Origin of the sequence: Piscinibacter sp. XHJ-5 (assembly GCF_029855045.1) — a bacterium.
In the GTDB taxonomy this organism is placed as follows: domain Bacteria; phylum Pseudomonadota; class Gammaproteobacteria; order Burkholderiales; family Burkholderiaceae_C; genus Albitalea.
In genome coordinates, this window is sequence record NZ_CP123228.1 from 4644225 (window position 1) to 4656364 (window position 12140).

Here is a 12140-nt window from a genome sequence, read left to right on the forward strand (position 1 = left end):
GAGCGTCCATGGTGTCTTTCCTGATCGGTCAAGGCGTGCCAGCCCCGATCTTGCACTCGATGCGCGGATTTGCGCGGACTCCCGGGACGCCGCCTCGCGCTCTTCGCGCGGCGCGGGCTAGGGCCTGTCAACGCCATGGGAGGCCTCGCGTGATTCAGCAAAGCGGCGCCCGCAAGGCGCGAAGCGCAGCCGTAGCGGTGTCTACGGCGAGCATTCGCAACGCGGCGGGCACCGCTTTGCTGAGATCACCCGCAGGGCCGGTGCCTGGCAGGCTCTAGCGGTCCAGGCGCAGCCCGCTGCGTCGGGCCGAGGCGACGAAGCGACCGTACTGCCGGCGAAAGAAGTCGTCGAAATCCTCCGGCGGCAGCGCATGGGGCTCGAACCGCTGCGTTGCAAGACTTCGCCGCAGCACGGGGTCGTGCAGGCTCGTCGACACCGCCTGCGCGATCGCGGCGCGGCTGGTCAGCGACAGTCCCGCCGGGCCGAAAAGACCGAGCCAGGGCGTCACGTCGACGTCGAGCCCGCCGCCCGCCGCGGTGGTGCCGAGCCGGCGAAGGCGCCCGTCGGCGACGTAGGGGTCCGCGGCAGCGCCGGTGGCGAACATGAGCTGCACGCGCCCGGCGACCAGGTCGAGCAGCGCCGGTGCGTCGCCGCGGTAGGGCACGCCGAGCACGCGCCGCCGGCCGACGAGCTGGGCCATCGCGAGCTCGGCGGTGCTGTTGCTCGAGGCGGCCGCGAGCTGGCCAGGCCGGCGTTCGATCAGCTGCAGGAGCTCCGCGACGCTGCGCACGGGCAATGCCGCATGCACCAGCAGCTGCATCGAGAACCATCCCAGTCCGCTGACGGGGGAAAACGCGGTGAACGGGTCGTAGGGCGCGGACTCGCGCAGTGCCGGCACGGCGACCAGCGCGGTGTTCGATCCGAGCAGCAGCGTCGCAGCGTCGGGCGCCGCGGAAGCGACCGCCTGTGCCGCGACGACGCCGTCGGCACCGGGCCGCTGCTCGACGAACACCGGGCGGCCCAGCGGCTCCTGCATCGCCGTGGCGAAGGAGCGCGCGACCGCGTCGGACGCACCGCCGGGCGCGAAGCCCACCACGATGCGCAGCGGCGCCGCCGCCGCGCGAGCGGGCGCCGCGATCATCGCGATCACGGCTGCCATCCAGGCACGGCGATGGGGGCGCAGCGGCAAGGGGATCACCTTCGACCGGCATTGTCGACCACGCTTCGTCCAGTGGCCATCCCGGTCGGCTTGCCCTTCCTGCCGCCGGGCAGGGCTGTCAGCTTCGCTTCGCGCTGCGCGCCGGGGAACGCGCGACGCAGGCTTCGACCCCGGCGGCGATGGTCTCGACAGCGCACGCCCGCAGCGCGTCAAAGTCGCTCCACGGGTAGCGGGTGTTGACGATGCGCGCATGCAGGTAGCCCACCATCAGCGACATGCGCAGGTCGCGCGCGACCAGCGCACGGTCTTTCCGGCCGCCGATCTCCGCGACGAGCTCGTCGATCAGCGGTCCGGCCAGGTCGACGGCGCTGACGTAAGCCTCGCTGCCCGTCAACGGCGCGCCCTGCGCCCGGTCCTCCATGGTCTCGGGGGTCATGTAGACGAGCCGGAAGTGCGCCGGATGCGATTCCCAGTACCGCAGGAAGGACTCGATGCTCGCCCGCAGGCGAGCACGCGCCGTCTTCTGCGTCGCGACCGCGGCCTTCACGCTGGCCTGCGCGTCGCTCAGCACCACTTCCCACATCGCGCGCAGCAGGTCCGCCTTGCTCGGGTAGTAGCGGTACAGCGCCATGGGCGAGACGCCCATCTCGGCGGCCAGCGCGCGCATCGACAGTGCCGAAACGCCTTCGCGCTCGTGGATCGCGAAGGCAGCCGCGACGATCTGCTGGCGCAGCTGGTCGTGGTCTTCGGCAGATCCGCGGCGGACGCGCCGGTGCGTCGGGACAGACGTTTCACTTGCCATGTTTACGGTGTACGCGTATAGTGTACATATACGTTGTCAACGAATTGCGATTGTGCACGCTTTTCGGCGCCCTGCCGGAGCTTGTCGCATCGATGGCCGTGTTCGCAGCGCCCGCGCCGGGCGCACAAACCGCAACGACCGGGGACGGAAATGTTGGTGAACTTGAAGATCGGCCAGCGCTTGGCCGTGGTGCTGGCCTGCGTGCTGGTGATCTCGGCGGCGATCGCCGGTGCAGGTTGGTGGGGCGTCGATTCGCTGCACACGGCGGCGAGTCGCGCGCTGGTCCACGACGTGAAGCTGGCGCAGGAGGCCAGCGACATCCAGATGCTGGTGCTGCTCGAACGCCGCTACGAAAAGGACGCATTGATCAACCTGGGCGACGCCGAAAAGCTCACCGAGTACACGGGCAAGTGGCAGGACGTCCGCACGCGCCTCACGAAGGCCATCGAGCACACACGGGCGCTCGAGCTGGGCCCCGAGGACGCCCAGGCGATTGCCCAGCTGGGCGATCACTTCGGCCACTACGCCCGGGGTTTCGAATCGACGCTCTCGGCCATCGCGGCCGGGCAGATCAAGACCACGGCCGACGCGAACGCCGACCTGGGCAAGGTGAAGGCGGCGGTGCGCGGCATGGAAGCCATCAGCGACGCGGTCGCCGACCGCGCGATGCAACGCGCCGGCAAGGTGCAGGCGACGATGGACGCGGTGCGCGCGCGCGCCGTCACGCTGCTGCTCGTGCTGTCGGCGCTCGGCCTGGCCGCGGCGGCGCTGCTGAGCTGGCTGCTCGCGCGCTCGATCACGCTGCCGATCCGCGAGGCGGTGCGCATCGCCGAGACCGTCGCCGCCGGCGACCTGAGCTCGCGCATCCACGTCGGGAGCCGCGACGAGGTCGGCCAGCTGCTCGCGGCGCTGGGGTGCATGAACGAGAACCTGACGAAGCTCGTCGGCAAGGTACGCGACGGGTCGGACTCGATCGCGACCGGGACGGCCCAGATCGCCACCGGCAATGCCGACCTCAGTCAGCGCACCGAGGAGCAGGCGAGCAACCTCCAGCAGACCGCCGCGTCGATGGAGCAGCTCACCGCGACGGTGAGGCAGAACGCCGAGGCGGCCCGCGAAGCCACCCGCCTGGCGGGCAGCGCCACCGCGGTGGCGACCCGCGGCGGCGAGGTCGTCGGCCAGGTCGTCGCGACGATGGGCGACATCGCGGCGTCGTCGCATCGCATCGCCGAGATCATCGGCGTGGTCGACGGCATCGCCTTCCAGACCAACATCCTCGCGCTGAACGCCGCCGTCGAGGCGGCGCGCGCCGGCGAGCAGGGACGCGGCTTCGCCGTCGTCGCCGGCGAGGTGCGCAGTCTCGCGCAGCGCAGTGCGCATGCCGCCCGGGAGATCAAGACCCTGATCGGCGAGAGCGTGCAGCGCGTCGAGTCCGGCGGCCAGCTGGTGCACGAGGCCGGCGAGACCATGAACGAGATCGTGGTGCAGGTGCGTCGCGTCAACGATCTCATCGCCGAGATCGGCTCGGCGAGCGCCCAGCAGAGCAGCGGCATCGAGCAGATCGGAGAAGCCGTCTCGCAGCTCGATCAGGTGACGCAGCAGAACGCCGCGCTCGTCGAGGAGAGCGCGGCCGCGGCGGAGAGCCTGAAAGCGCAGGCGGTTCAACTCGCCGAGATCGTGGCGGTGTTCAAGCTCGCGGTCGAGCCCGCAGCCGCCGCGGCGACATCCGTCGCGGACACGCCGGTCATGGCCGCGGCAGCGCAGCCGGCCCGGGACACGTCATGCACAACGGCCTGAGGCGCTGGCTGAGGAACGGCTGCGGCATTCCCGGCGGGCGTCCGAACGACCGCCGCGACGCGTGGCCGAGCGCCGCCGAGCTCGAACGGACGACGCAGCGCCGCTACCTCGCCCTGCTGCTGGCCTTCGCACTCACGTTCACCAGCGGCTTCGCGATCGCGTTCACGGTCCAGCAAGCCTGGGAAGAGGCGATCGCCAACGCCGCGATGGCTGCCGTCAGCCTGGCCTGCGCCGCCTGGGCCTGGCGCACGAGCCGCCCCGAGTGGCCGATGCGCGTGCTGTCGGCGGCGCTGATCGCCATGCTGGCCTGGAAGACCGTCGAGCAAGGCGCGCCGCTGCCCGCCGCCGGCTGGTGGCTGTCCATCATGCCTTTCATCCTCGCCGGGGCCGGGCTCTACGCGATGGCAGTCGGCGGGGTCACGCTCTTCGTCACGGTCGTCACCTGGCTCTACTTCGGTCCTCACGCAGGCACCGCAGCCCTCGGTGAATACGCCGGGATCGGACCGACGCGGCAGTACATCGCCATCGTCGGCTCGGAAGCGATCGCCCTCGTGATGATCCTCGCGGCCATCCGCGGCCGGCGAGAGACGGCACGGGCGATCGAAGCGACCCGTGGCGCGGCCATCGAGGCAATGGGCGTCAAGGCGCGCTTCCTTGCCAACATGAGCCACGAGATCCGCACACCGCTGAACGGCGTCATCGGAACGGCCGAGCTGCTGCGCGCAAAGCACATCGACGAGGCACAGCGCGCGCGGCTGACCGGGCTGCTCGAGCAGAGCGCGGGCACGCTGCTGGCCATCGTCAACGACGTGCTGGACTGGACCAAGCTCGATGCCGGCAAGGTGGTCCTCGAGGCGCGGCCGGTGCACCTGCGGCGCCTCGTCTTCGAAGCCAACGAGCTGTTCGCGGTTCAGGCGTACAACAAGGGCATCGAGCTGACGTCGAGCTGCAACCCGGACGTGCCGCGCGTCTTCATCGGCGACCCGACCCGGCTTCGCCAGATCATCGACAACCTCGTCGGCAACGCCGTCAAGTTCACGTCCAGCGGCGGCGTGCACATGCACCTCTCGCTCGAGGCCGAAGCGACGTCCGCGGCAAGCTCCGCGCAGCCGCGCCATTGCGTGCGCATCGAGGTCGCCGACTCGGGCATCGGCATCGACCAGCAGCGCCTGTCCTCGCTGTTCAAGGCGTTCACGCAGGCGGACGAGTCGGTGACGCGGCGCTTCGGCGGCACGGGCCTCGGGCTGGCGATCAGCCTGGAGCTCGCGCGGCTGATGGGCGGCCGCATCGACGTCGTGAGCGCCCTGGGCCGCGGCAGCACCTTCGCGCTGACGGTGCCGCTGGAGCCCTGGACGCAGCCGGGCGCGCTGCCTGCCGCCAAGCCGCGCAGCGACCTGCTTCTCGCCTCGGCCAGCCGTGGCGTCCAGCGCCACGTGAAGACCATCCTGCACGACCTCGGCATCGAGCCGCGGATCGTGCGCGAGCTGCCGATGGACGACTGCGGCGAGGGCTACCGCCTGTTGCTGGTCGACGCGCCATTGCTCGCCTCGCTGCCCGATTCGCGCGCATGGCTGCAGCGCCAGGCCCAGGCGCGGCGGCGCATCGCCGTCATCGCGCCGCTGGGCGCCGATTTCGCCGGCCTGCTCCCCGATGACGTGCTGCTGCTGTACAAGCCGATACGCCGCGGCTCGCTGAAGGCCGTGCTGGCCGCGCTCGAGCGCACGACTGCCGACGAGGCCGTTTCACGCGAATCCCTTCCGTCGCCGCCGCCGCTCGGCCCGCACGTGCTGGTGGCCGAAGACGACACGGTCAACCAGCTGGTCGTCCAGGCCATGCTGACCGATCTGGGCGCCACCTGCGTCCTCGCGGCGAATGGCCGCGAGGCGCTCGAGTGCCTGGCCGCCGAAAGCTTCGACCTCGTGCTGATGGACATGCAGATGCCCGAGCTCGACGGCGTCTGCGCGACGCGTGCGCTGCGGGCCATCGAATCCGGCAGCGCCGCGCGCCGCGTGCCGGTCGTCGCGATGACGGCAAGCGCCGCAGGTGAGGACCTCAGCGCCTGCCGGCAGGCCGGCATGGACGACGTCCTCCCCAAGCCCTTCGGCATTGCCGGCATTCGTTCGGTGCTGCGCACGCATTGCCCCGCGCCCACGGCACGCGAAGCGGGAGATGCGTCGCCTTCCTCCACGGACGTCGGGATGGCAGCTCAACCCTGGTCAGGCACCGCGCGGGGCGCCGGACCGTCGTAGGTCCAGGTGTTCTCGAACGTCGAGATCATTCCGCGCCCGGCGATCTGCGGATGAGAGCTCGGGTGAGGGACTTGCCTCGCGAGAAACTGAGCCCGCCATCCGGGACTTTTCGCCGCTATCGAAGAGCGCTGTGTATCCGAGTGTGTCGATTGACCCCTTCAGGTGGTTGGAGACACATGCGGGGCGGCACACTTCGCGACCTCGCATCCGAAACAGCCCTCAACCTGCATGGAGCAAAGACCAAATGGCGAATTCATCGAAGCTGCGTGAAGTAGTTTCCGTCGACACCGCTGCCGCGGCAACGCCGGTGGTGCGGGCCATCGACGTGGGCTTCGGTCTCGTCAAGTGCAGCCTGCCCGGCAGCGGCTTCATGAGCTTTCCCTCGATGGCCATCCCGGCGGACGGGAGCGCGGTGCGCACCCTCAGCACGCGCCGCCGCGACACCTTCGACGTGCCGGTCAACGGCGCGACGTACGAAGTCGGTCGCGATGTCGGTCTCGCCCAGGCCGGCGGCAGCTTCGGCCGCGACGTGACCGACGAGTTCTACCGCGGCAGCATCTACGAGGCGCTTGCCAAGGGCGCGTTGCGCTACATGGCCGAGGCCGGCGATGCGGAGATCGACCTGCTGGTGCTGGGCCTGCCGGTGAACCAGTACAACGACGCCAAGCGCCGCGACTATCTGCGCGAAGTCTACGAAGGGGCCATCGACCTCGGCGACGGCAAGACCATGAGCGTGCGCAAGGTGGTGGTGCAGGCGCAGCCCATGGGAGGCTATGCGGCGCTCGACAGCCACCTGGAAGACCTGAACCAGACCATCGTCGCCACCGGCGGCGCGCTGCAGCCGCTTTCCAGCGGCGAAGAACTGGACGACCTGTCGGTGCTGATGGTCGACGCCGGAGAGCACACGCTCGACTGGCTGCTCATCCAGCAAGGCGCGATCAACCCGCGTGCAAGCGGCGCCGCCTCCGACGCCGGGCGGCACCGCGTGGTGCGCGCGGTGCTCGACTCGCTGGCCTCGGACATCGGCCGCCCGCTGGGCCCGGCGGTGCTGCCGCGCATCAACGAGGCCCTGCGCTTGAAGAAGGAGGTCAAGCTCTCGGGCGTGGCCTACGACCTGACGCGCTATGAGCCGGTCATCATGAGCGTGGTGGAGGATTCCATCAACCGCATGGTCGACGGCTTGCGCGACGCGCACGAGATCATCGATCTCATGGTGCTGGTGGGCGGGCAGCCCGAGCGCTACCGCGACGTGCTGGCGCGGCGCTTCCCGGCGATTCCGGTCTTCATCATGCCCGAGCCGCTGTCCGCGAACGTGCGCGGCTTCCAGCTGATCGGCGAGGCCCTGGCCGAGGAAGGCTGAGCGCCTCGCCGGGCGTCGCCGCACCATGGCCAATCTCCGGCTCGAGCTGGACATCGACAGCGACGTCTATCCGGAGCTGTACGCCAAGCTGTTGACCATCGTCACGCCGGGCGGGCGCAGCGAACGCGTGCGCCAGCTCGCGGCCAGCGGGCTCGTGTGGGAAATGCTGCGCATCGAGGGCCATGCGCCGCCCATCGCTCGCCGCCCTGCCGGCACGCAGCCATCCGCCCGGCCGGCGGTGCCGGGCTTCGTCGATCTCGCCATCGATGCGCCTGCGCCGGCGGCGGATGCCGCGCAGGCCCGGCTTCCGGTGCTCACCGACGTCCTGGAGCCCATGGCGGTGACGCCGGCACGCGAAGGCGCCGAGGAATCCGACGATCCCCCCCTGCCCGAGACGCGCCACACGCAGCCCCTGTGGCCGCACGGCAGCAAGCGCCCGCCCAGCACGCGCTCGCGCCTCATGCGCATGAAGGAACGCGGGCTGTTCAAGAACGGCTGAGGCTGCGTCTTGCTCCCGCTCGCGGGAGCCCCTGGCACAGGTATTTCGGATGCATGCACTCGTAGAGCCCATGCACCGTGCCCTCGCGTCCATAGCCTCGACGTCACCGGCCCCGCGCCGCAGCCGCCCGACCACGAACCTGGGCGCACCCGCGGCATCATCTGCCGAAGCGGACTCCACAACGACATCAAGCGCGGCGCCAGGCCCTCAAAGCAGCACCACGCTGCGCGGGCTCGCTCCTAAGCTTTGCGGCACTCCAGTCCTTTCGAGACGAATGCCGATGAGCTCCTCCCGCCCCGACGTTGACACCCTCGCCGCGCTCGACCGCGCGCACCTCGTCCACCCGGTCTCCGCCTGGCGCCAGCACGAGGAGCGCGGGCCGATGGTGCTTTCCACCGGCCGCGGCGCATGGCTCACCGACGCGCGGGGCAACGAACTGCTCGACGCCTTTGCAGGCCTGTGGTGCGTGAACGTCGGCTACGGACAGGAGAGCGTCGTGCAGGCCGCGACGGCCCAGCTGCGCACCCTGCCCTACGCGACCGGCTATTTCGGCTTCGCCAGCGAGCCCGCGATCCGGCTGGCGGCCAAGCTCGTGGAGATCACGCCGCCCTCGCTGACACGGGCGTACCTGACCCTCGGCGGCTCCGAAGCCGTCGATGCCGCGGTGCGTTTCATCGTGCAGTACTGGAACGCGCGCGGCCGGTCCACGAAGAAGCACTTCATCTCGCTCGATCGCGGCTACCACGGCTCGTCGTCGACCGGCGCCGGCCTGACCGCGCTGCCGGCGTTCCATCGCGGCTTCGACCTGCCCCTGCCGACGCAGCACTACATCCCCTCGCCCAATCCCTACCGCCACCCGCAGGGCAGCGATGCGCCGTCGCTGATCGCCGCTTCGGTGGCCGCGCTGCGCGCGAAGGTCGCCGAGCTCGGCGCGGACAACGTCGCGGCGTTCTTCTGCGAGCCCATCCAGGGCTCGGGCGGCGTGATCGTGCCGCCGGTCGGCTGGCTCAAGGCAATGCGCGAGGCCGCGCGCGAGCTCGACATCCTGTTCGTCGTCGACGAGGTCATCACCGGCTTCGGGCGCACCGGCCCGATGTTCGCGAGCGAAGCCGAAGGCGTGGACCCCGACCTGATGACCCTCGCGAAGGGGCTGACCGCCGGATACGTGCCCATGGGCGCGACGATGCTGTCCGAAGAGGTCTACGCGGCCATCGCCGATGCCGCACCGGCCGGCGCGCCGATCGGCCACGGCGCGACCTACTCGGCGCACCCGGTGGGCGCCGCGGTCGCGCTCGAGGTGCTGCGGCTGTACGACGAGGGCGGCATCCTCGCCAACGGCCAGCACGTGGCGCGTCACTTCGCGGCCGGGCTCGACGCCTTGCGCGCCCACCCGCTGGTCGGCGACGCACGCCACCGCGGCCTGCTCGGCGCGCTGGAGCTGGTGAGCGACAAGGCGAGCAGGCGCGGCTTCGATGCAGCGCTCGGGTTGCCCGACCGCCTGTTCGCCGCGGCGTACCGCAATGGCGTCATCTTCCGCTGCTTCGGCGACTCGATCCTCGGGTTCGCACCCGCGCTCACGTACACGCAGGCCGAGTTCGAGCAGCTGTTCCTGCGCCTGCGCCGAACGCTCGACGACGTGCTCGCCGCTGCGGAGGTGCGCGCCGCCCTCGCCTGAGTCGCAGAATCACGTTCCACCGTGACCGCCCATCACCGCCATGCCTGAAGCCTTCAAGGTCGACCGACTCGACCTGCGCATCCTCGCGCAACTGCAGAAGAACGGCCGCATGACCAACGTCGACCTCGCCGACGCGGTCGGACTCTCGCCGAGCCCGTGCCTAATCCGCGTCAAGCGGCTGGAGCAGGCCGGCTACATCTGCGGCTACGGCGCGCACCTGCGGCTGGAGAAGCTCGGCGACACGCTGACGGTGTTCACCGAAGTGACCCTCACCGACCATCATCGCGAGGACTTCATCCGTTTCGAGGCGGCGATCCGCGAGGTCGACGAGATCATGGAATGCCACCTCGTCAGCGGCGGCTACGACTACCTGCTGCGCTTCCTCACGCGCGGCGTGAACCACTACCAGCAGGTCATCGAAGGACTGCTCGAGCGCAACATCGGCATCGAGAAGTACTTCAGCTACATCGTCATCAAGTCGCCGTTCATCAAGACCCACTGCGCGATCGAGCGGCTGTTTCCGGAGCGGGCCGAGTGAACCCGCCGTGCACGCGGGCGCCGGCTGCTACAGCCTCGGCGCGGCGCAGATCGCGCTGAAGGCGCAAGCCAATGTTCGGCGACAGGCTTCGGCTCAGGTGCCGATCACGCCGCCGTCGGTCCTGCGGACCACGACCGTGGCCGAGCGTGGCCGCCCCGGCGCGGCATTCGGCCACTTGGAGAACTTGCTCGGCTCGGCGGGATCGCTGCGGTCGCTCGGCGTCTCACCCGGGTGCTGGATGTTGACGAACATCGTGGTGCCGTCCGGGGTCCATGTGACGCCCGTGACCTCGCAGTTCACCGGCCCGGTGAGGAAGCGCCGCATCTCGCCGGTGGCCACGTCGCAGGCCAGCATCTGGTTGTTGCCCACGTTGACGAATTCGCCCTTGTACATCTGGGTCGCATGGGCATCGGTCTGCACCCACAGCACGCCGCGCGCATCGAAGGCCAGGCCGTCCGGACAGGCGAAGATGTCGCCCTTGATGTTGCCTCGGGCCTCCGCGCGTGTGTTGGCCGGGTCGCCGGCGAGCACGAGGTGGTTCCAGCGAAAGCCGGTGGCGTCGAAGTCGCCGCCTTCCTGCCAGCGGATGATGGAGCCCATGACGTTGTTGGCGCGCGGGTTGGCCGCATCCGGTGCCGGCATGTTGGGGGCGCCGCGCGAGCTGTTGTTGGTCAGGGTGCAGTAGATCTCGCCGCTTCTCGCGTCGATGGCAAGCCACTCGGGCCGGTCCATCTTGGTGGCACCGAGCGCATCGCTCGCCTGCCGGCTCTTGATGACCACCTCGCCCTGGTCGGCGAAGCCGCCGGCCGCGGTGAGAGGGCCCTGCCCGTGCACCAGCGGCAGCCAGCGTCCCGATCCGTCCGCGTCGAAGCGGGCCACGTACAAGGTGCCGTGGTCCAGCAGTTCGCGGTTCGCGCGCCCCCCGCCCGGCTGCATCTTGTCGCGACTCACGAACTTGTAGATGTATTCGAAGCGCGCGTCTTCGCCGGAGTAGACGACCGCGCGCCCGTCCTTGGTCAGCGCCACCCAGGCGCCCTCGTGCGCGGCGCGGCCGATGGCGGTGCGCTTGACCGGCGTGCTGGACGGGTCGAGCGGGTCGATCTCGACCACCCAGCCGAAGCGGTTCGGCTCGTTCGGGTGCTTCACCGCGTCGAAGCGCTCGTCATGCTCGCCCCAGCGGTAGGTGCCGGTCTTGCGCAGGCCCCAGCGCTGCTGGTGCGCATCGAGCTTGTCGCCGCCGTCGAAATAGAAGGCGAAGTTCTCTTCGCCGGTGAGGTAGGTGCCCCACGGTGTCTTGCCGCTGGCGCAGTTGTTCAAGGTGCCGAGCACGGTGCGCCCCGCGGGATCCGCCGCCGTGCGCATCAGCGCATGGCCTGCGGCCGGACCGCCCACCGTCATCGGCGTATAGGCGGTGAAGCGCCGCGCATGGCGGCTGGGGCGAACCATCTGCCAACGGCCGTCCTTGAGTTCGACCTCGATGACGGACACGCCGTGCGCGGCCTGCGCCTTCTTCACCTTGTCGGCACTCCAGGTCTTCATGCCGTCGGTGTGCAGCAGGCCGTCGTCGGTGTACTCGTGGTTCATCACCAGCAGGCCGCGCGCGGAGCTTCCCTCGAGGGCATAGAAGTGAATGCCGTCGTGGTGCATGCCCATCTGCGCTTCCTGGTCGGCGGCCGAGTTGGAACCATCGGGGCGCCACGCGGGCATGTTGCCCGCCACGCCGATGGGCTCGCCCCACGCCGCCAGCACGCTCGCCACATAACCCTCGGGCACCACCAGGGTGTCGTCGCTGGTGGCCGGCACCGCCTTGAAGCCGAGCTTGGGGCCGGAAGAGCCCGCTGCCATCCCGGCGCACCCGGAGGTCAGCGGCGCGAACAGCGCGCCGAGCGCTGCGCCGAGCGACAGCTGCAGCACGCTGCGTCGCGCCGGATCGGACACGCTGTGGATGTCAGGGTTGGACGAGCGATTGCTGTCCTCCATCGAATCGAAATCCTTGGCCATCTGCGGTCTCCTCGAAGGTTGGGGTTTTTACACCCTCTCCCCGCCTGCGGGGAGAGGGCC

Annotated in this window: 9 protein-coding genes; 6 read left to right on the forward strand and 3 right to left on the reverse strand. The window is 70.1% G+C overall.

Annotated elements, in window-relative coordinates:
* Nucleotides 1-274: 274 nt before the first annotated feature.
* Together P7V53_RS21915 and P7V53_RS21920 are read right to left on the reverse strand one after the other, a co-directional pair.
* Complete coding sequence (locus tag P7V53_RS21915; RefSeq protein WP_280151633.1) at nt 275-1189, reverse strand: tripartite tricarboxylate transporter substrate-binding protein; 915 nt, start codon at nt 1187-1189, stop codon at nt 275-277.
* A gap of 88 nt (nt 1190-1277) precedes the next feature.
* Nucleotides 1278-1961, reverse strand: coding sequence for a TetR/AcrR family transcriptional regulator (locus P7V53_RS21920; RefSeq protein ID WP_280151634.1), 684 nt, complete (start codon nt 1959-1961; stop codon nt 1278-1280).
* Between the two features lie 150 nt (nt 1962-2111).
* Here P7V53_RS21920 and P7V53_RS21925 point away from each other — a divergent pair, with 150 nt between their 5' ends.
* From P7V53_RS21925 to P7V53_RS21950, 6 genes are all read left to right on the forward strand, one after another.
* Nucleotides 2112-3758, forward strand: a complete 1647-nt coding sequence (locus P7V53_RS21925) for a methyl-accepting chemotaxis protein (RefSeq protein WP_280151635.1) — start codon at nt 2112-2114, stop codon at nt 3756-3758.
* Complete coding sequence (locus P7V53_RS21930) at nt 3743-6007, forward strand: ATP-binding protein (RefSeq protein WP_280151636.1); 2265 nt, start codon at nt 3743-3745, stop codon at nt 6005-6007. The genes P7V53_RS21925 and P7V53_RS21930 overlap by 16 nt, the downstream gene beginning before the upstream one ends.
* A gap of 244 nt (nt 6008-6251) precedes the next feature.
* A complete protein-coding gene (locus tag P7V53_RS21935) occupies nt 6252-7367 on the forward strand; it encodes a ParM/StbA family protein (RefSeq protein ID WP_280151637.1) in 1116 nt (371 codons plus the stop codon).
* Nucleotides 7368-7392: 25 nt separating this feature from the next.
* Nucleotides 7393-7866 carry a hypothetical protein gene (locus P7V53_RS21940; protein WP_280151638.1) on the forward strand — a complete coding sequence of 158 codons (474 nt, stop codon included), beginning with the start codon at nt 7393-7395 and terminating at the stop codon, nt 7864-7866.
* Nucleotides 7867-8140: 274 nt separating this feature from the next.
* Nucleotides 8141-9541 (forward strand): aminotransferase class III-fold pyridoxal phosphate-dependent enzyme, encoded by a 1401-nt coding sequence (locus P7V53_RS21945; protein WP_280151639.1) that lies wholly within the window; start codon nt 8141-8143, stop codon nt 9539-9541.
* A 40-nt stretch (nt 9542-9581) separates the two neighbouring features.
* Nucleotides 9582-10079, forward strand: coding sequence for a winged helix-turn-helix transcriptional regulator (locus P7V53_RS21950; protein ID WP_280151640.1), 498 nt, complete (start codon nt 9582-9584; stop codon nt 10077-10079).
* A gap of 93 nt (nt 10080-10172) precedes the next feature.
* Here the strand turns inward: P7V53_RS21950 and P7V53_RS21955 are convergent, their stop codons facing one another.
* Complete coding sequence (locus P7V53_RS21955) at nt 10173-12080, reverse strand: PhoX family phosphatase (protein WP_280151641.1); 1908 nt, start codon at nt 12078-12080, stop codon at nt 10173-10175.
* Between the last annotated feature and the right edge of the window lie 60 nt (nt 12081-12140).

What these genes read in the sequence shown, in the direction of transcription:
- P7V53_RS21920 (WP_280151634.1), bottom strand. Translation starts at nt 1,961, where the DNA reads ATGGCAAGTGAAACGTCTGTCCCGACGCACCGGCGCGTCCGCCGCGGA.
- P7V53_RS21940 (WP_280151638.1), top strand. Translation starts at nt 7,393, where the DNA reads ATGGCCAATCTCCGGCTCGAGCTGGACATCGACAGCGACGTCTATCCG.
- P7V53_RS21950 (WP_280151640.1), top strand. Translation starts at nt 9,582, where the DNA reads ATGCCTGAAGCCTTCAAGGTCGACCGACTCGACCTGCGCATCCTCGCG.
- P7V53_RS21930 (WP_280151636.1), top strand. Translation starts at nt 3,743, where the DNA reads ATGCACAACGGCCTGAGGCGCTGGCTGAGGAACGGCTGCGGCATTCCC.
- P7V53_RS21925 (WP_280151635.1), top strand. Translation starts at nt 2,112, where the DNA reads ATGTTGGTGAACTTGAAGATCGGCCAGCGCTTGGCCGTGGTGCTGGCC.
- P7V53_RS21955 (WP_280151641.1), bottom strand. Translation starts at nt 12,080, where the DNA reads ATGGCCAAGGATTTCGATTCGATGGAGGACAGCAATCGCTCGTCCAAC.
- P7V53_RS21935 (WP_280151637.1), top strand. Translation starts at nt 6,252, where the DNA reads ATGGCGAATTCATCGAAGCTGCGTGAAGTAGTTTCCGTCGACACCGCT.
- P7V53_RS21945 (WP_280151639.1), top strand. Translation starts at nt 8,141, where the DNA reads ATGCCGATGAGCTCCTCCCGCCCCGACGTTGACACCCTCGCCGCGCTC.